The 18760-nt window shown below is 72.5% G+C and carries 17 protein-coding genes; 4 read left to right on the forward strand and 13 right to left on the reverse strand.

Features of this window, described 5'->3' with window-relative positions; translation table 11 throughout:
- Positions 1 to 57: 57 nt before the first annotated feature.
- Positions 58 to 1899 carry a phosphatidylglycerol lysyltransferase domain-containing protein gene (locus BOQ63_RS21635; protein WP_072654814.1) on the reverse strand — a complete coding sequence of 614 codons (1842 nt, stop codon included), beginning with the start codon at positions 1897 to 1899 and terminating at the stop codon, positions 58 to 60.
- Positions 1900 to 2277: 378 nt separating this feature from the next.
- Here BOQ63_RS21635 and BOQ63_RS21640 point away from each other — a divergent pair, with 378 nt between their 5' ends.
- Positions 2278 to 3432, forward strand: coding sequence for an alpha/beta hydrolase (locus BOQ63_RS21640; RefSeq protein ID WP_030288948.1), 1155 nt, complete (start codon positions 2278 to 2280; stop codon positions 3430 to 3432).
- A gap of 134 nt (positions 3433 to 3566) precedes the next feature.
- Positions 3567 to 4355 carry a ferritin-like domain-containing protein gene (locus BOQ63_RS21645; RefSeq protein ID WP_030288951.1) on the forward strand — a complete coding sequence of 263 codons (789 nt, stop codon included), beginning with the start codon at positions 3567 to 3569 and terminating at the stop codon, positions 4353 to 4355.
- A 25-nt stretch (positions 4356 to 4380) separates the two neighbouring features.
- On the opposite strand, the gene folE is transcribed toward BOQ63_RS21645, so the two are convergent.
- The 6 genes from folE to dacB form a co-directional block, all read right to left on the reverse strand.
- Positions 4381 to 4986 carry a GTP cyclohydrolase I FolE gene (gene folE, locus BOQ63_RS21650; protein ID WP_030288954.1) on the reverse strand — a complete coding sequence of 202 codons (606 nt, stop codon included), beginning with the start codon at positions 4984 to 4986 and terminating at the stop codon, positions 4381 to 4383.
- Between the two features lie 119 nt (positions 4987 to 5105).
- Complete coding sequence (gene ftsH, locus BOQ63_RS21655; protein WP_030288956.1) at positions 5106 to 7157, reverse strand: ATP-dependent zinc metalloprotease FtsH; 2052 nt, start codon at positions 7155 to 7157, stop codon at positions 5106 to 5108.
- Positions 7158 to 7383: 226 nt separating this feature from the next.
- Positions 7384 to 7938, reverse strand: coding sequence for a hypoxanthine phosphoribosyltransferase (gene hpt / locus BOQ63_RS21660; protein WP_030059589.1), 555 nt, complete (start codon positions 7936 to 7938; stop codon positions 7384 to 7386).
- Between the two features lie 70 nt (positions 7939 to 8008).
- On the reverse strand, positions 8009 to 9136 hold the full coding sequence (gene tilS / locus BOQ63_RS21665; protein WP_030288958.1) for a tRNA lysidine(34) synthetase TilS: 1128 nt from the start codon (positions 9134 to 9136) through the stop codon (positions 8009 to 8011).
- A 311-nt stretch (positions 9137 to 9447) separates the two neighbouring features.
- On the reverse strand, positions 9448 to 10632 hold the full coding sequence (locus BOQ63_RS21670; protein WP_030288960.1) for a zinc-dependent metalloprotease: 1185 nt from the start codon (positions 10630 to 10632) through the stop codon (positions 9448 to 9450).
- A gap of 430 nt (positions 10633 to 11062) precedes the next feature.
- Positions 11063 to 12493: a D-alanyl-D-alanine carboxypeptidase/D-alanyl-D-alanine endopeptidase gene (gene dacB / locus BOQ63_RS21675; RefSeq protein WP_030598468.1), complete on the reverse strand. Its 1431-nt coding sequence runs from the start codon at positions 12491 to 12493 to the stop codon at positions 11063 to 11065.
- Positions 12494 to 12590: 97 nt separating this feature from the next.
- Here dacB and BOQ63_RS21680 point away from each other — a divergent pair, with 97 nt between their 5' ends.
- On the forward strand, positions 12591 to 13082 hold the full coding sequence (locus tag BOQ63_RS21680) for an inorganic diphosphatase (RefSeq protein WP_030059594.1): 492 nt from the start codon (positions 12591 to 12593) through the stop codon (positions 13080 to 13082).
- Positions 13083 to 13212: 130 nt separating this feature from the next.
- Here BOQ63_RS21680 and BOQ63_RS21685 read toward each other — a convergent pair whose 3' ends face one another.
- From BOQ63_RS21685 to BOQ63_RS21695, 3 genes are all read right to left on the reverse strand, one after another.
- Positions 13213 to 13422, reverse strand: coding sequence for a dodecin (locus tag BOQ63_RS21685; RefSeq protein ID WP_030288965.1), 210 nt, complete (start codon positions 13420 to 13422; stop codon positions 13213 to 13215).
- Positions 13423 to 13529: 107 nt separating this feature from the next.
- The gene (locus tag BOQ63_RS21690; protein ID WP_030555379.1) at positions 13530 to 14489 is read right to left on the reverse strand and encodes an asparaginase; all 960 of its coding nucleotides are present in this window, start codon (positions 14487 to 14489) and stop codon (positions 13530 to 13532) included.
- Positions 14490 to 14560: 71 nt separating this feature from the next.
- Positions 14561 to 15205 (reverse strand): RsiG family protein, encoded by a 645-nt coding sequence (locus BOQ63_RS21695; RefSeq protein WP_223886002.1) that lies wholly within the window; start codon positions 15203 to 15205, stop codon positions 14561 to 14563.
- A 569-nt stretch (positions 15206 to 15774) separates the two neighbouring features.
- Here BOQ63_RS21695 and dtd point away from each other — a divergent pair.
- Entirely contained in the window at positions 15775 to 16215 is a 441-nt protein-coding gene (dtd, locus tag BOQ63_RS21700) for a D-aminoacyl-tRNA deacylase (RefSeq protein ID WP_030288976.1), read from the forward strand.
- 53 nt (positions 16216 to 16268) lie between these two features.
- Here the strand turns inward: dtd and ygfZ are convergent, their stop codons facing one another.
- From ygfZ to BOQ63_RS21715, 3 genes are all read right to left on the reverse strand, one after another.
- Entirely contained in the window at positions 16269 to 17231 is a 963-nt protein-coding gene (ygfZ, locus tag BOQ63_RS21705) for a CAF17-like 4Fe-4S cluster assembly/insertion protein YgfZ (RefSeq protein ID WP_030288979.1), read from the reverse strand.
- A 19-nt stretch (positions 17232 to 17250) separates the two neighbouring features.
- Positions 17251 to 17715, reverse strand: coding sequence for a Fur family transcriptional regulator (locus BOQ63_RS21710; protein ID WP_030288982.1), 465 nt, complete (start codon positions 17713 to 17715; stop codon positions 17251 to 17253).
- 114 nt (positions 17716 to 17829) lie between these two features.
- Positions 17830 to 18414 (reverse strand): heme-binding beta-barrel domain-containing protein, encoded by a 585-nt coding sequence (locus BOQ63_RS21715; protein WP_030288985.1) that lies wholly within the window; start codon positions 18412 to 18414, stop codon positions 17830 to 17832.
- Positions 18415 to 18760: the final 346 nt, after the last annotated feature.

Raw genomic sequence — 18760 nt, forward strand, 5'->3', positions numbered from 1 at the left:
CGAACGGGGCCCCCGCCGAGGATTCTCGGCGGGGGCCCCGGACGGTGTCGAGGTGCCTCAGGCGGCCTCGCCGACCTCGCGGGTCGACGGGACGGGCATCAGCCCCTCGCGCTGGCGCTTGCGGCCGAAGCGCGGCATGCCGAGGGTGATGAAGGCCTCCGCCTGCATCGCGGCGAAGCCGATCCGGGGCAGGTCCCGGGTGCTCGGGAAGATCAGGAAGCGCGGCTCCCACTCCGGCTGGAACTTGGCGTTGAACTTGTACAGCGACTCGATCTGGAACCAGCGCGACAGGAACACCAGCAGTCCGCGCCAGGCGCGCAGCACCGGGCCGGCGCCGATCCGCTCGCCGCGGGCCAGCGCCGAGCGGAACATCGCGAAGTTGAGCGACACCCGGCGGATGCCCATGGCGCCCACCTCCTGCAGCGCGGCGACGATCAGCAGCTCGTTCAGGCCCGGGTCGGCGGCGCGGTCGCGGCGCATCAGCTCCAGCGAGATGCCGTCCGGCCCCCAGGGCACGAAGTGCAGCACGGCCTTCAGGTCGTCCCCGCTCTCGCCCTCCTCCGGGTCCTTGTGGGCGGTGACCACCACGCAGTCGTCGTCCAGCGGGTCGCCGAAGCGGCCCAGGGCCATCGAGAAGCCGCGCTCGGTGTCGGTGCCGCGCCAGCGGGCGGCGGCGTCGGCGATCCGGAGCTTCTCCTCGACGCTGAGCTCGGAGACCCGGCGCACCTTGCAGGAGTAGCCGTTGCGCTCGATCCGCTTGACCATCTGGCGGACGTTGCGCATGGCCCGGCCGGAGAGCGAGAAGGTGCCGGTGTCGACGATCGCCTCGTCGCCCAGCTCCAGCGCGTCCAGGCCCGCCTCACGGGTCCAGACCTCGCCGCCGACCTCACTGCAGCCCATCACGGCGGGCACCCAGGCGTGCTCGCGGGCCTCGGCCATGAACACCTTGATCGCGCCGGGCCAGGCCTCGACGTCGCCGACCGGGTCGCCGGAGGCGAGCATCACGCCGGAGACCACCCGGTAGGAGATCGCGGCCTTGCCGGTGGGCGAGAACAGCACGCTCTTGTCGCGGCGCAGCGCGAAGTAGCCGAGCGAGTCGCGCTCGCCGTGGCGCTTGAGCAGCTCGCGGACCTTCTCCTCGTCCTCGGCGGTGAGCTCCGGCTTGGGCTTGCCCGGGCGCAGCGCGAGGTAGGCGGTGGTGAAGGCGGTCAGCAGGCCGAGGCCGCCGAGCAGGTAGGCGACCAGGTCGGACATCCGCTCGTTGCTGTAGCGGACGGGCCCCTCGAAGCCGAACAGTCCGTACCCGACGTGCTGCAGCCGCTCCAGCAGGGCCGGGTGTCCGACCTCGTACCGGGTGCGGGTGCTCACGATCAGCAGGCCGAGGAGCACGCTGAGGGTGCCCATGACGACCAGGTTGACCACCGCGCCCCAGCGGGTGCGCGGATCGGCCTTGGCGTAGAACTCGCGCTGGTGCACCAGCATCACGCCGAGGACCAGCAGCGAGACGACCGTCGGGCCGATCTGGTGCCAGCGCACGAGGTGCAGCGCGGCGCTGACCGGCAGCAGCACGCAGACCGCCCGCCAGGCCCGCCGCTTGCGCCGGCGCAGCGCGTGCGCCAGCGGCACCAGCAGGATGCCGACCATCAGCGTGCCGACCGCGGCCAGGCTGGTGGTGCCGCCGGGCAGCTGCCCGGCGAAGGTGTGCATCTTGGTGTGCCGGAGCTTGGGGAACACCGCGCTCGCGATGTCCACCAGTCCGATCAGCAGACAGGCGTAGCCGACCGCGCCGGGGAGCCAGGCCCTCGGGACGGCGGCCGCCTGGTTGCGCAGCGTCTGCAGGCCGCGCCGACGGCGCGGCGGCTGCTCGGGGCTCGGCTCAACGGACACGGGAACGCTCATGGAAGCTCAGCGTAGAGGCTGCGGTGCGGTGTCCGTTCACTCCGGGGGAGCACGTGTGATGGACCTTCATGCCTATTCCTTCATCAGGCAATGCGCATACCAAGGACCCGGAAAAGGACGGTAATCCGGGGCCGTGGGCGCGCTGCGGGTTGAGCCGGGGGTGGGAGCCGTGAGCCGCCGCCGCGTGGCGGGACAGGACCCTCCGGTACGCGTTACGTACGGTGGACGCCGCATTCTAGGGCGCCGGTTGCCCCCGGCCTCCCCCCGCCCTCCCGTGCCGGCCCGGGCGCCCGGACAGCCTAGCTGCGGTGGCCCTACCTGACGGACCGCCAGACGATGAAACCTGCATCGACAGTGTCCCACCGGAAGGCCGACGGCATGGAACTGACCAGCGAAGCGCTGGTGAACTCGCTGCTCGCACTGGGTGTGGTGGCCCTGGTCTCCACTCTGTGGGTCTGGCCACGGCTGGCCAGCCAGCGCCCGCTCCCGGTGCTCGGCCGAATCGGCCTGCTGACAGTCGTTCAAGTCTCGATCCTCGCTGTGCTGGCGCTGTCGGTGAACAACTCCTTCGGGTTCTACACCTCCTGGGACGACCTGCTCAACCCCGGCGGCGCGAAACGTGTACTGACCAGCAACGAGAACCACAAGGGCGGCACACCGGTCTCCGACCAGTTGGTCCAGCCGACCGACGAGGGCGGTCTGGAGGGTGTCGGCAACCTGCCCAAGGGGGCGCCGGAGGAGGTCGGGAAGATCGAGTCGGTCCGGGTCAACGGCAAGGAGACGGGTTTCTCCGACCAGATGTTCGTCTACCTGCCGCCCGAGTACTTCGACCCGAAGTTCGCCCTGGTCCGCTTCCCCGTCGTGCTGGCCCTGGCCGGCTTCCCGGGCACCACGCTGAACCTGCTCAAGGAACTGCCCCTGCTGCAGACCGCGGTCGAGCTGCAGCACTCCGGCAAGATGCCGCCGACCGTCCTGGTCCTGGCCCGCCCGGCGGTGGTCCCCGCCCGGGACACCGAGTGCGTGGACGTCCCCGGGGGGCCGCGCACCGAGACCTGGTTCGTCAAGGACGTGCCCGCGGCGCTGCACAGCGCGTACCGGCTCGGCCGCTCGGCCGGCTCCTGGGGCCTGTTCGGCTACTCCACCGGCGGCAGCTGCGCGATGCGCCTGTCGATGCGCTTCCCGAACGTCTACGGGAACGCCGCGGGCCTGCACGGCGACTTCGCGGTGCGCCAGGACCAGTACACCGGCGGCGACCTCTTCAACGGCGACAAGACACTGACGCAGCAGCACGACCTCGACTGGCGGCTGCAGAACCTCCCGGCGCCGCCGCTCAACCTGCTGGTGGTCTCCACCCGCAAGGAGGCGGACTACCCGCAGACCGTCCAGTTCGTCGAGCAGGCCGCCCAGGTCTCGGCGGCCAACCCCCAGTTCAAGGTGGAGTCGCTGTACCTGGACGACGGCGGGCACAACTTCGACAGCTGGACCAGGGAGCTGCCCGCCTCACTGGAGTGGCTGGGCTCCCACCTGGGGTGACGGACGACGAGCCGGCGCGTCCGAGTGATTACCCGCCGGTCGGTCCCGACCGGCCGGCGGTTCGGGGGGACGTATCGCGACCGCCCGTCCGCCCCCCCCGGCGGGCGCCGCCCCGGATCCGCGCAGGAGGCGCCGTGCTGAGCACCCGATCGCTCTTCGACGAGATCTACCGGAACGACCAGGCGTACCAGCTGTTCTGCAGCATCGCGGCCGGTGGTGAGGACCAGGGCGGCTGGGAGAACGAGCGGATCAGCGCCCTCACCCGGGACCCGGTGCTCGCGCCGAAGATCGCCCGGCACGGCGCGGACGAGCGCAAGCACGGCCGGATCTTCACCCAGCTGCTGAACAAGCGCGGCCTGCCCAAGGTGCCCGTCCCGGACGAGGCCGACTACTGCATGCTGCTGGAGCGCAAGGGCATCGGCCTCTCCCACGAGCGGCTGAACGGCGACGCCCCGCTGAGCGTCCGGGAGATCATCACCTACCTCGCGCACAGCCGGGTCACCGAACAGCGCGCCGCCGAGCAGATGCGCCAGCTGGTCAAGGTGTACGGGGACACCCCGGAACTCGGCCGGGCGATGCGGATGATCTCCGCCGACGAGGACAACCACCTCGCGTACTGCCACGAGGAGCTGCTGCGGCTGACCGCCGAGGGCCACGGCCCGTACATCCGGCACGCCCTGGAGACCAGCGCCCGCGGCGAGATCCGCACCCACCGGGACGTCGGGCTCGCGGTCGCCGCCCGGATGGCGCGGATCCTGGGCTGGTCGCGCCGGCAGCTGGCCCTGGTCACCCTCGGGGTGCACGCCCTCTACCTGTACGACCGGGCCTTCGGCTGGCGCCGGATGGTCACGCTCCGGATGCCGGAGCGCCGCAACGCACTGGGCACCCCGGCTCCGCCGCACGCGGAGCACGAGGTGCCCTGAGTCCTGCCGTCCGGCCCCGCTCCGGCTAGCGGCCGATGATGAGGCTCATCGCCTCGGCCCGGGTGGCCGGGTCGCGCAGCTGGCCGCGCACGCAGGAGGTGATGGTCTTGGCGCCGGGCTTGCGGATGCCGCGCATCGACATGCACATGTGCTCGCACTCGACCACGACGATCGCCCCGCGCGGCTCCAGGATCCGCATCAGCGCGTCGGCCACCTGACTGGTCAGCCGCTCCTGGACCTGCGGGCGGCGGGCGTAGACGTCGACCAGCCGGGCGAGCTTGGACAGTCCGGTGATCTTGCCGCTGGTGGACGGGATGTACCCGACGTGCGCCACACCGCGGAACGGCACCAGGTGGTGCTCGCAGACCGAGGTCAGCTCGATGTCCTTGACCAGCACCATCTCGTCGTGGCCGAGGTCGAAGGTCGTGGTCAGGACGTCCTCGGGCACCTGCCACAGGCCCGCGAATATCTCCTTGTACGCCCGCGCGACCCGGGCCGGGGTCTCCAGCAGTCCCTCGCGGTCCGGGTCCTCCCCGACGGCGAGCAGCAGCTCGCGGATGGCGTTCTCGGCCCGCTTCTGGTCGAAGGTCCCGACGGCGGGCGGACCGTCGAGCGTCACCGGGTCGATCATGCGGGCCTCGCTTACTTGGGGGAAGACTCTGGCTGAACAGCACGGATGCCGCGCCTCCAGGGTACAAACCCTGGTGACGCGGCAACCATTCCCTCCTGGGTCCCCTGCGGGAGCCCGGATCAGCCCTCGGTCGGCGGCTCGGCGGCCGGCAGCGGCGGGAGCTTCACGATGTCCACCGGAGCGGTGTCGGAGGCGGCGGCGCCGTTGGTGAGCGCCAGCTCCTTCGGCGACTGCACCGGCGGCCGGGTGGACGGCGTGCGACGGGCGGAGCCCGTCCAGGCCGGCCGGGCCGGGCGCTTGACGACCGGGGCGAAGATCTCGGCGATCTGCTCCTTGTTCAGGGTCTCCTTCTCCAGGAGCTCCAGGACCAGGTTGTCGAGCACGTCGCGGTTCTCGACCAGGATCTCCCAGGCCTCGTTGTGCGCGCTCTCGATGAGCTTCTTGACCTCTTCGTCGACCAGCCCGGCGACCTCTTCCGAGTAGTCGCGCTGGTGGCCCATCTCACGGCCCAGGAACGGCTCGGAGTTGTCGGAGCCGAACTTGATCGCACCGAGGCGCTCGGTCATGCCGTACTGGGTGACCATGGCCCGCGCCGTGGCGGTGGCCTTCTCGATGTCGTTCGAGGCGCCGGTGGTCGGGTCGTGGAAGACCAGCTCCTCCGCCGCGCGGCCGCCCAGCATGTAGGCCAGCTGGTCGAGCATCTCGTTGCGGGTGGTGGAGTACTTGTCCTCGTCCGGCAGCACCATGGTGTAGCCGAGGGCCCGACCGCGGGACAGGATCGTGATCTTGTGCACCGGGTCGCTGTACTGGCAGGCCGCCGCGACCAGGGCGTGACCGCCCTCGTGGTACGCGGTGATCTTCTTCTCCTTGTCGGACATGATCCGCGTGCGCTTCTGCGGACCGGCCACGACGCGGTCGATCGCCTCGTCCAGGATGCCGTTGTCGATCAGCTTCTTGTCCGAGCGGGCGGTCAGCAGCGCGGCCTCGTTGAGCACGTTCGACAGGTCGGCGCCGGTGAAGCCGGGGGTGCGCTTGGCGACGGCCGACATGTCGACGTCGGGCGCGATCGGCTTGCCCTTCTGGTGCACCTTGAGGATGTCCAGACGGCCCTGGAGGTCGGGGCGCTCCACCGCGATCTGGCGGTCGAAGCGGCCCGGGCGCAGCAGCGCCGGGTCCAGGATGTCGGGGCGGTTGGTCGCGGCGATCAGGATCACGCCGCCCTTGACGTCGAAGCCGTCCATCTCGACCAGCAGCTGGTTGAGGGTCTGCTCGCGCTCGTCGTGGCCGCCGCCGAGGCCCGCACCGCGGTGCCGGCCGACGGCATCGATCTCGTCGACGAAGACGATCGCCGGGGCGTTGGCCTTGGCCTGCTCGAACAGGTCGCGGACGCGGCTGGCACCGACACCGACGAACATCTCGACGAAGTCGGACCCGGAGATGGAGTAGAACGGCACCCCGGCCTCGCCCGCGACGGCACGCGCCAGCAGGGTCTTGCCGGTACCGGGCGGGCCGTAGAGCAGCACGCCCTTGGGGATCTTGGCGCCGACGGCCTGGAACTTGGCCGGCTCCTGCAGGAACTCCTTGATCTCGTGGAGCTCCTCGACCGCCTCGTCGGCGCCCGCGACGTCGGCGAAGGTGGTCTTCGGGGTGTCCTTGGTGAGCAGCTTGGCCTTCGACTTGCCGAACTGCATGACCCGCGAGCCGCCGCCCTGCATCTGGTTCATCAGGAACAGGAAGACCAGCACGATGATGACGATCGGCAGCATCGACAGCAGCAGGCTGACGAAGGTGCTCTGCTTCTCGGGGCTGACGGTGTAGCCCTCGGTGAGGGCGCTGCTCCGGTCGTTCATCTGTGACTGCAGCTTGTCGGCGATCGCGACGCCCTGGTCACCGATGTACGAGGCCTGGAACTTGGTGCCGGACGGGGCCTTGCCCGTGCCGGCGGGGGACAGCGTGGCGCCGTCCTTCAGCTGGATCTTGATCGTGTTCGAGTCACCGGTGGTGATCTGCGCCGACTTGACGTTGTGCGCGTCGATCGCTGCGACGACCTGACCGGTGTCCACCGTCTTGTAGCCGTTCGAGTCCGAAACGACCTGCATCAGTACGATGACGGCGAGGACGGCCAGCACGATCCACATGATCGGCGCACGGAAGTATCGCTTGACGTCCATCCATGCGGGGCGTTGCCGCCCCGTCCCTCCTGCCACTCAACGGCGCCGGCTGGCTTGTGGGCCGCGGCGCATCCGATTGGTGCTCATGTGAAGAGCGGTTTATTGGACCGTACCGCAGTCGCACCCACCCACGGCGGGAGCGCGGCGACACGGCTGTGGTTCTTTGTCCCCCGGTGCAACGGGCGGGAACAACCTACTGTTCCCGCCCATCGCCCGAACGGGGCCCTCAGCCGCCGTAGACGTGCGGGGCGAGGGTGCCGATGAAGGGGAGGTTACGCAGCTTCTCCGCATAGTCCAGCCCGTAGCCCACCACGAACTCGTTCGGAATGTCGAAGCCGACGTACTTCACGTCGATCTCGACCTTGGCCGCGTCCGGCTTGCGGAGCAGGGTGCAGACCTCGAGCGAGGCCGGGCCGCGCGAGCCCAGGTTGCCCAGCAGCCAGGACAGCGTCAGACCCGAGTCGATGATGTCCTCGACGATCAGGACGTCCCGGCCGGCGATGTCGGTGTCCAGGTCCTTCAGGATCCGCACCACACCGGAGGACTTGGTGCCCATGCCGTACGAGGAGACGGCCATCCAGTCCATGGTGACCTGCGAGTGCAGGGCCCGGGCGAGGTCGGCCATGACCATCACGGCCCCCTTGAGGACGCCGACGATCAGCAGGTCCTTGCCTGCGTAGTCCCGGTCGATGCGCTCGGCCAGCTCCAGGAGCTTGGCGTCGATCTCGTCCTTGCTGATGAGCACCTTCGCGAGGTCAGCGCCCATGTCGTTCTGGTCCACCGGGGATACGTCCTCAAACGTTCGGGGTCTGTGTGGCCGGCGGCCGGCTCCCCCGGGACGTGCCTCGCCCTCAGTCGCCCTGCCGCCGAAAGACCAGCGTGCCACACCTACGGGTGGCCTCGACGCCCCCGGGTAGGTGCAGCGGCCCCTGGCCGCGCCATCCGGTGACCAGCAGGTCCACCGTCTCCAGGTGACGGGCGAACAGGTCGCCGGCCGGACAGCCCGCGCGCAGCGCGGCCCGGCGCAGCACCCGGCGCCGTACGGCGGGCGGCAGTTCGGCCAGCTTCACGGCGTCCAGGGTGCCCTCGCCGGTACGGAGGTCGCGTTCGGCCAGGGACGCCCACTGGTCCAGGGCGTCGGCGTCGTCGCGGAACAGCCGGGCGGTACGGGCCAGCGCCTCCACCACACCGCCGCCCAGGTGCTTCTCCAGCACCGGCAGCACCTCGTGGCGGACCCGGGAGCGGGTGTAGGCGGGATCACAGTTGTGGGGGTCGTCCCAGACCGGGATCGCCTGGGCGGAACAGGCCTGCCGGGTGGCCGCCCGGTCCAGCTCCAGCAGCGGGCGCCGGTAGCGCCCCTTCTGGGCCGGCATCCCGGCCAGCGAACGCGAGCCGGAGCCGCGGGCCAGGCCCAGCAGCACGGTCTCGGCCTGGTCGTCCCGGGTGTGACCGAGCAGGACCGCGATCGCGCCATGGCGCTCGGCGGCCTCGTCCAGCGCGGCGTAGCGGGCGTCCCGGGCGGCGGCCTCCGGGCCGCCGGCGCGGCCGACCAGCACCGGGACGGCCTCGACCGGGTCCAGGCCCAGCGAGCGCAGCCGCTCGGCCACCTGCGCCGCGCGGTCGGCGGAACCGGGCTGCAGGCCGTGGTCGACGGTGACGGCGCCGACCCGCAGGCCGATCTTGGGGGCCTCGAAGGCGGCGGCGACGGCCAGCGCCATCGAGTCCGCGCCGCCGCTGACGGCGACCAGGACGAGCGGCGAGCCGGGGGCGGCCGGGGTGCGGGGAAGCCCGGAGGGGTGGCGGGCGGCGTTGCCGATCAGGGTGGTGCCGACGGCGGCAGCCACCAGCGGCGCTTCGGCCGGGCGCTGGCGGGGCTCGCGCACGGGCGCGGTGAAGGTGGTACCGGCCTCGGCGGCGAGGTCGGTGAGCGTACGGCGAACGGCCAGGCGTATCGCGGCGACAGCGGGGTGAGGGCCCACGGCGGACGACTCCTCGACGGAGGGGACAGGACTGCGGCGGGCGGCCGGAACCGCGCACCTGCATGAGCGCCGCGTTACCGGGCGCTCACAGATGGTGGCAGAAAGTGGCGACCCGCTACGCCACCCGCGCCACCGGTACGACCACCGTCCCACGTTCGGGTGAATGGAGAAACGTATCTTCATCCACCAACTGCCTGATTGGACCACTCGTACGAGCGGGTTTGCCCGCCCCCGACCGGCGACGGCCCCCGCTGTGCGCCGGGATCGCCCGGCCGCGGCCGCCCCGGAGCGGCCCGCGCCCCGGGGCTGCGTCAGCGCCCGACCCGGGCGACCCAGGCGGCCGGGTCGTGGATCTCGTCCTTGGTCGGCAGGGTGTTGGGGGACGTCCACACCCGGTTGAACCCCTCCATGCCGACCTGCTCCACCACGGCCCGCACGAACACCGCGCCGTCCTGGTACTGCCGCAGCTTGGCGTCCATGCCCAGCAGCCGGCGCAGCACCAGGTCAAGCCGGTTCGCCCCGCGGTCGCGGCGCTGCTGGAACTTCTCCCGGATCTCCGCGACCGTCGGCACCACGGCCGGGCCGACGCCGTCCATCACCACGTCCGCGTGACCCTCCAGCAGCGACATCACCGCCGTCAGCCGACCGAGGATCTCGCGCTGCGCGGGCGACTGGACGAGCTCCAGCAGGTTCCCCGGCGACGGGCTCTCCCGGCCCTCCCGGTTGCCCGCCCCCGGCAGCCCCGCCCCCAGCGAACCCGCCGCGTCGCGCAGCCGCTCCAGCAGCGCGCCCGGGTCGACGTCCGTCTCGGCCAGGAAGGACTGCACCTCGGACTGGATGTGGTCGCGCAGCCACGGCACCGCGGTGAACTGCGTCCGGTGGGTCTCCTCGTGCAGGCAGACCCAGAGCCGGAAGTCCGACGGGTCGACGTCCAGCTCGCGCTCGACGTGCACGATGTTCGGCGCCACCAGCAGCAGCCGGCCCGGCCCCGGGCCCTCCGGGCCCAGCCGCGGCTTGTCGAACAGCGCCGCCGGGCTGTCCGGCGCCTCCAGCGAGGGCTCGGCCGGGGCGAAGGTCTCGTACTGGCCCAGCACCTTGGTCGCCAGGAACGCCAGCAGCGCCCCGACCTCGATCCCGGTCGCCTTCTCCCCCACGGCGCCGAACACACCCGCGGCCGCGCTGTTCGCCCGTCGCGCCTGCAGCTTCTCCACCAGCGGCTGGACGACCGTACGGAAGCCGGCCACGTTCGCCCGCACCCACCCCGGACGGTCCACCACCAGTACCGGCGTCGCGGTGGCCGCGGCCAGACTGCTCGACCGCATCCCGGTGAACGCCCGCACGTGCTCCTCGGCCTCCAGCGCGTGCCGGCGCAGCTCGGCGACCACCGCCGCCGCCTCCGCCCGGCTCACCTCCGGCCCCGGCCGCACCAGCCTGGTCGCCGTTGCGACCGCGAGATTCCAGTCGACCATGTCAGCCCCGCCACTCGCGCTCGTCATGCCCTCACCGTACGTGCTCCCCACCGTCAACGGCAGCCACCCGCCACGAACACCCCTGCCCGCCCCGGGGCCCCTCGAACCCGCCGCCGACGGCGGCGTCGAAAGCGCGCCGGACACCGCCTGCGCGGGCCCGGAACACCCACCCCGCCCGGCAGAGGCCACCGGGTGCGCAACGGATCACGCGGGCCCCGCCGCCCCGGGGAGTCCATGCGGGTGGCGGCATCTCCCGGCCGAAGGCCGGGGAGCGTCTCGCGCCCGGCGGGAATGGTCGGACACGCCTTGGGGCGTCGGGGGTCACCGGTCCCGTGGCCGCCGGGCCTCCGGGAGGGCCCCGCAGCGCGCCGGGGACGAGGGCGCCTCAGTCGGCCCGCGCACCCGGACCCGGGGCAACTGGCTTGCCGGGCAGGGCGGCTGGCGACGGTGCGGCGGCTCAGTGGCAGCCGCAGGAGGCGAGGTGGGCGGCGATGCGGTCCAGGGCGGCGCGGACGGTGTCGGCGGGGACGGTGTCGGCGGTGCGGGACATGACGGCGAAGGTGAGCAGCCGGCCGTCGGCGTCGACGACGGTGCCGGCGAGGGTGTTGACGCCGCTGAGGGTGCCGGTCTTGGCGCGGACCAGGCCGGCCGCGTCGGCGGCGCCGGATCCGGAGCCGTAGCGCTTGCCGAGGGTGCCGGTGAAGCCGGCCACCGGAAGGCCGGTGAGGACCGGACGCAGGGCGGGGTGCTGGTCGGAGGCGGCCAGGGCGAGGATCCGGACCAGGGCGGCGGGCGGGATCTGGTTGCCCTTGTGCAGGCCGCTGCCGTCGTTGAGGACCACCCCGGTCATCGGCACACCGAGCCGGGTCAGCTGCTGGGTGACGGCGGCCGCCGCGCCCTCGAAGCCGGCCGGCTGGTGGGCGGCGATGGCGACCTGACGGGCGATCGCCTCGGCGAGCTGGTTGTCGGAGTCGGTCAGCAGGCGCTCGACCAGTCGGGCGACCGTCGGCGAGTCGACCTTGCCGAGGACGGGGGCGTCGGCGGCGGCCGGGGCGGCGGCCGGTCCGGCCTTGCCGTCGACGGTGACGCCCTGGGCGGCGAGCATCGTGGCGAAGGTCGTGGCGGCCGCGTCGGCCGGGTCGGCGAACCGTTCCGGCGCCTCCTCACGGCTCTTGGGGTCGACCTTGGCCTCGTCCACCATCAGCGGGACGACCAGGGCGATGTTGTAGTTGTCGGGGTTCGTCCTGTGCTGCGGGCTGCCCGTGTACAGCGACAGGTCGTAGTCCAGCTTGACCCTGGTGGTGCCGGCCGCCTTGAGCGCGGCCGCGGTCTGCCGGGCGAGCGCCTCCAGCGAGGCCGGGGCGGTGTCGGCGTCGGCGGGCCGGCCGCCGATCTGCACCTGGTCGGCAGGCAGCGCGGTGAGCGTCGGGTCGCCGCCGCCGACCAGGGTGACGGTGCCCGGGTCCGCGCCGCGGACCACCCTGGTGGTGAGCCGGGTGTCGCCGGGGATCAGCGACAGGGCCGCGACCGAGGTGGCCAGCTTGGTGGTGGAGGCGGGGGTGCCGGGGACGTTCTCCCCCGAGCCGTAGAGGACCTGGCCGTCGGCGGCGTCCGCGACGGCGACGCTCACGGTGCCCAGGTTCCTGTCGGAGACGTAGGGGCCGAGTGCCTGCTGGAGGCCCTTCGCGGTCGGGACGGCGGCCTCCGGGCCCGTCCCGGCGGCCGCCAGCACGGCGCCCGTCGCGGGCCCCGAGGGCGCGGCGGGCGACCCGCTCCCGCCCGGGGTCGGGATCGGCTGCGCGTACGCGCCGCCCGCTCCCAGTGCCGTTCCGGCGGCCAGCAGGGCCGCCCCGATCAGTCCGGCGGCCGTCCCCCTGCGACGGCGCACCGCCCCTCCCCCTGCTCCCACCGACCGGCCCCTTTCCCGAGCACTCACTCCCGTAGGAGACACTTGGATTCTGTCAGTCCCTACCTTGGAGGAACCGTTGGAGTTCGACGTCCTTATCGAAATCCCGAAGGGCTCTCGTAACAAGTACGAGGTCGACCACGAGACCGGCCGTCTGCGGCTCGACCGGATGCTCTTCACCTCGACCCGCTACCCGGCCGACTACGGCTACGTCGAGGGCACGCTCGGCGAGGACGGCGACCCGCTGGACGCCCTGGTCATCCTGGACGAGCCGACCTTCCCGGGCTGCCTCATCAAGTGCCGCGCCATCGGCATGTTCCACATGACCGACGAGGCCGGCGGCGACGACAAGCTGCTGTGCGTCCCGGCGACCGACCCGCGCTGGGAGCACCTGCGCGACATCCACCACGTGTCGGAGTTCGACCGCCTGGAGATCCAGCACTTCTTCGAGGTCTACAAGGACCTGGAGCCGGGCAAGTCCGTCGAGGGCGCCAACTGGGTCGGCCGCGCCGAGGCCGAGGCCGAGGTCACCGCTTCGATCAAGCGCCTCGCGGAGCAGGGCGGCCACTGAGCCGTCGTTCCGATCTCGTTCGCTCCTGGTCCGTTCGGAGCAGTTCGAGGTAGGTCGGGACAGATTCTCCTGGGGCCGGGGTCCGCGGATTCGTCCGTGGACCCCGGCCTCTGCCGTCTCCGGGAGCCGGTCAGTCCTCCAGCCGGAAGCCGACCTTGATGCACACCTGGTAGTGCTTGATCCGGCCGTCCTCCAGGTGGCCCCGGACCTGCGAGACCTCGAACCAGTCGAGGTTGCGCAGCGTCCGGGAGGCCCGTTCCACCCCGTTGCGGATCGCGGCGTCGACGCTCTCGGTCGAGGACCCGACGATCTCGGTCACCCGGTACACGTGGTCGGTCATGGCGGACTCCCTCAGCTGTGCGACGGCCCCCGGTCCACCGTGCACCGCCCCGGGGCCGCCCGCACCCCGGACGGGGTCCGCAGGGGCCCCGGCGCTGTCGGGGCGCGCTAGAAGGCCGCCCGGACCTCGCCGACCGGGGCGCCGCCGCCGAGCAGCGGGGCCGCGCCGATCCGCTCGACGGTGTCGTCCGCGCCGGTCACGCCGAGCCGGCGCAGCGCGGCCGCCAGCACCGGGCCGCGGGCCCGCTCCGCGCCGTCGTCGATCTTGAAGGCGAGCGCCCGCCCGTCCGGCAGCGCGACCACCTGGACGGCCTCGGCGCCCATCTTGGACAGCGCGCCCGGGACGGCCCGCATCAGCCAGGTGTCGGCCCGGCGGGTGCCGGCCACGTACTCGGGGTGGGCGCGCATGGCGTCGGCGATCCGGCGCTGCGCGGTGCCCTCGGCGGCCAGCACAAGGCTGCGGTAGCCGCGGGCCAGGCCGGTCAGGGTGACGGCCAGCAGCGGGGCGCCGCAGCCGTCCACACCGGTGTGCACGGGGGTCTCGCCGGTCCCCTCCGCGAGGGCCTCGCGAGCCAGCTCCTGGATCGGGTGAGCCGGGTCGAGGTAGCTGCCGGTGTCCCACCCGTTGGCGACGCAGGCAGCCAGCCAGCCGGCGTGCTTGCCGGAGCAGTCCATCAGGATCGGGGCGCGCCGTCCGCCGGCGGCGAGCAGGAGCTCCGCCTCGGTCTCGTCCAGCGGCAGGTCGGCCGGGGTGCGCAGGGCCGACTCGTCGAGGCCGGCGGAGCCGAGGATGGCCCGGACGCCGTCGAGGTGAAACGATTCGGCAGAGTGGCTGGAGGCCGCCAGCGCCAGCAGCTCGCCCTCGATGGCCAGCCCGGCCCGCAGCGTGGCCACCGCCTGGAACGGCTTGGCCGTCGAGCGGGGGAAGACCGGCGCGTCGGGGTCGCCGAGCACGAACTCCACCGAGCCGTCGGCGGCGAGCAGGACCAGGGAGCCGTGGTGACGGCCCTCGGTGAAGCCCGAGCGTATGACCTCGGCGAGCACGGGCGGGGTGGCGGGCTGGGACATCGGGGTGCCTTCCGGGGGCGGGGGTGGGCCGGGAGGAAGCCGGACCCGACCGCCCCCGACGACTCACCCGGTCAGAGCGGCCTCTCCGAGAGCAGGTCCTCGACCCGTGCTTCCCCATCACGGTACCTGCGGGTGATCTCGGCATTGCAACTGTCGGCCGTGCGCAGCAGCCGCTGGCGCCGTCCGGACACCTCCCGCTCATGGGCGCGCAGCCGCTCCAGGGCGGCCAGCAGCTCCTCGGCGGGGTGGGCGGCGAGGTCGGCGAGCTGGACGTCGCCCATCAGCGCGTCCGCCTCCAGCTGGGACTCCTGAGTGCGCGGCGGGCCGAGGGTGACGTGCCGGGCCGAGCGCCGCACGGTGGAGGGCGCGTCGGTCAGGATGGCCGGCAGCAGGTCCAGCAGGTCGCCGCCGGGCTCCCCGCCGACCGCCGGGGCGCCGCTGCCGTAGCCGCCCGACCGGGCGCGGTGGGCGGTGCCGCCGCCGGGACGCCGGTCGAGCTCGGCCCGCAGGATGTCCATCCGCCCGTGCAGCAGCCGCCGCAGGTAGGACAGGTCGGCCTCCTGCTCCATGGTCTCCCGGCGCAGGATCCGCAGCTGCTCCAGGTCCAGCCGCTCCAGGTCGGGCTCGCCGTCCGGGCCGGCCGCCCAGGACGGGGCCCCGGGGGCCTGCGCCACCTGCCCGGATCGGTTCCACGCCGCGCCGCTCGCGTCCATCATCCAGCCCACCTGCCGTCGTCCGATCCCGCCCGCTCGCGGCAGCCCGTCCCTGCCGCCGGCCCGGCCCGTCCCCCGACGGGCTCGCGCGTCCCGTCCGTTGGCACGCCCGGGGCCCCCGAAGGGTTCCGCTCCCCGGCCGGGACCACCCACCAGGGCGACCCCCGACAGAACGCCTGACCTACCGGCTCGACCGCCCGGCCGAACCCCGGCCCGGTGCGGCGGACCTTCAGGCGCGCCGAGCCCTTCGTACGGTTCCCCAGCGTGCCACCCCACCCGGCGCGCGCGCACCGCCCGTGCACCCGAACGGCCCCCTGGCGAACGGGGGTGGCTGATATGACCGGGACTTTCCGCAGGAAGAGCAGCGCTCGAACCTGCGCAGGCGCGCGCCGCACGGCGTGCACCACCAGTTTGCGCGCCCATCGTGTGCGCCCCCGTACGCGTCCCTCGCCCGCGCTCCTCATTACGCGCCCTCCTCACGCGTCCTCGTTGGGCGCCCCGAGCCCGGGCCGTCCCGTGCCGATCACCCGGAGCCCTCTCCGGGCCGTACGGCGCTCCGGCACAATGGCGGCATGCGAGCAGTGGTGCAGCGAGTGACCGAGGCCCGGGTGACCGTGGCCGGAGAGACCGTCGGCGCGATCGAGGGGCCCGGGCTGTGCGTCCTGGTCGGTGTGACCCATGAGGACACCCCGGCCAAGGCGGCCCAACTGGCCCGCAAGCTCTGGACGCTGCGGATCCTGCCGGTCAACGACGAGGGCGTGGAGCAGAGTTGCTCCGACATCGGCGGGCCGCTGCTGGTGATCAGCCAGTTCACCCTCTACGGCGACGCCCGCAAGGGCCGCCGCCCCACCTGGACCGCGGCCGCCCCCGGGCCGGTCGCCGAGCCGCTGGTGGACGAGGTGGTCGCCCAACTGCGGGCGCTCGGCGCCAAGGTGGAGACGGGCCGGTTCGGCGCCGACATGCAGGTGGCACTGGTGAACGACGGCCCGTTCACCGTCCTCGTCGAGGTCTGAGGCCCGGGGCCCGGGGCCCGGGACCGGGGCCCCGGTCCCGGGGCCCGCAGGCGCTACTGCGGGACGATCACGTCCTGGGTGCCCGGAACCGTGCCGGCCAGCAGCACCGCGTCGACCGGGACGTTCCGCTTGACGATCGCCAGCGCGATCGGCCCCAGCTCGTGGTGCCGGGCCGAGGAGGTCACGAAGCCCAGCGAGCGCCCGTCCGGGTCGGAGGCCAGCCGCACCTCGGTGCCGTGCGGGGGCAGCGTCTCCTCGGTGCCGTCCAGGTGGAGGAAGACCAGCCGGCGCGGTGGGCGGCCCAGGTTGTGCACCCGGGCGACGGTCTCCTGGCCCCGGTAGCAGCCCTTCTGCAGGTGGACGGCGGTGCTCAGCCAGTCCACCTCGTGTGGGATGGTCCGGTGGTCGGTCTCGAAGCCGAGCCGGGGGCGGTGGCCCTCGATCCGCAGCGCCTCGTACGCCCAGACCCCGGCCGCCGGGCCGAACCCGGCGGTGACCCCCTCCAGACCGGCGCGCGGCACGAACAGGTCGCGCCCGTAAGGGAGTTCGCGGACGGCGGCGGCACCGTCGACCGAGCCGGTGGAGCCGGCCGGCAGGTGGACCACGGCGTAGTCGGCGGTCGCGTCGGCGACCTCCACCCGGTAGAAGAACTTCATGCTCTCCAGGTAGGCCACCAGCGCGCCCTGGGTGCCCGGCTCGACGTGGGCCCAGGTGGTGGTCCCGTCGTCGACCAGGTAGAGGGCGTGCTCGACGTGCCCGTTCGGGGAGAGCACCAGCGCCTCGGTGGCGTGCTGCGGCTCCAGCTGGCTCACGTGCTGGGTGAGCAGCAGGTGCAGCCAGGAGAGGCGGTCCGCGCCGGTGACGGTGACCACGCCGCGGTGCGAGAGGTCGACGAAGCCGGTGCCCTGCGACAGGTTCCGTTGCTCGCGGAAGATGTCGCCGTAGTGGGCGGCGACGCCCTCGTCGGCCCCCTCGGCGGGGACGGCTCCGGGCAGGGCAAGCAGCGGACTCTTCACACCGGTCATACCGGCCAGCTTACGACCGGCCGTCCTCCTGCTTCGCCGTGCAGTCGGCGCAGCGGCCGAAGATGGCGAAGTGCTTGAGGTCGGTGTCGAAACCGTGCTCCTCGCGCAGCCGGTCGATCAGCGGCTGGGCGATCTCGGTGCCGGTCTCGGTGACCTTCTCGCAGTCCCGGCAGACCAGGTGCAGGTGGTGGTGCCGGCCGGCCAGGTGGTACGTCGGGGCGCCGTGGCCGAGGTGGGCGTGCGAAACCAGGCCCAGTTCCTCCAGCAGCTCCAGGGTCCGGTAGACCGTGGAGATGTTGATGCCGCTGGCGGTCTTGCGGACGTGGCAGAGGATGTCGTCGGGGGTGGCGTGGTCGAGCACGTCCACGGCCTCCAGCACGAGCTGCCGCTGCGGCGTGAGACGGTAGCCGCGCTCGCGCAGGTCGGCCTTCCAGTCGCCGGAGAGTTGCCAGTCGGTGGTGCCGGTGTCCGCCACGGGTTCTGTCCCTGCCAAGGTCGGGGGTCCTGAAGCAAGTGTAGGGACCGGCCGGGGGCCGGTCCCTACCTCGTGCACGGACCTTGCTCGAGCTGTGCCTGCTTGAGCCGAGCCCTACTTGAAGAAGGCGATGCCGTCGTCCGGCAGGTCGTTGATGTCCTTGATCAGCTGCGCCGGGCTGAGCACCTTCTTCAGCTGGGCGGACATGTACGGGCGCAGCGGCACGTTCGGGGCGGCCTTCTCGCCGACCCAGAGCAGTTCGCCGTTGACGAAGCCGTACAGCCGCTTGCCGCCGGAGTACTCCGGGGAGCCCTCGATCCGGGCCACCGCGTCGGTGGACACGTCGACCTGCGGCTTGCCGTCGGCCAGCTCGCCGTACCAGATCTCGACCGTGCCGTCGTCACGGACGGAGGAGATCTCGATCCCGCGCGCGCCCGTGGTGCCGTCGTGGTTGCTGGTGATGCGCCAGAACGCGTGCTCGTTCTCCAGCGGACGGACCTTCTCGCCCTCCTCGTTCAGCACCCAGGTGCGGGAGCGGAACTCGAGGAAGGGGCGGCCGTCGTGCCGGATCACGATCTCCTGGCCGAAGTTGCACTTCTCCGTGCCCGGGAAGTCGTAGACGCCCGCGCCCTCCCAGGTGCCGAGGAGGAAGGCGAGCGGGACGACGTCCTTGTGGAGGTCAGAAGGGATCTCGATCATGTTCCTGGTCGCTGTCGTGGTCGGTGCGGTCTGCCTCAACCGTACGGCAGGGTCAGCGCTGGCCCTGGTACAGCTTCATCACCGAGAAGATGGCGAACCAGGTGATCAGCACGGCCATGAGGGCCAGCAGACCGTCGAAGAACATTTCCAGACCGGACACGGGGGGCTCCCAGGCGGCGACAGTTGTGGTGGATTTTGCGGGCTCACTCTATCCGCCGTGGTCCGGCCGGTCGCGGTGAGCCCCACCACGTCGGCTCTCGTGCCCCCGCCCCCGGCTGCCGCCCAAGGTTTCCCCAAGGGATTCCGGGATGACCTCGGCCGGGGGTCGCGCGCCCTCTAAGGTGGC

Source organism: Streptomyces viridifaciens (genome assembly GCF_001888885.2).
Taxonomy (GTDB): domain Bacteria; phylum Actinomycetota; class Actinomycetes; order Streptomycetales; family Streptomycetaceae; genus Kitasatospora; species Kitasatospora aureofaciens.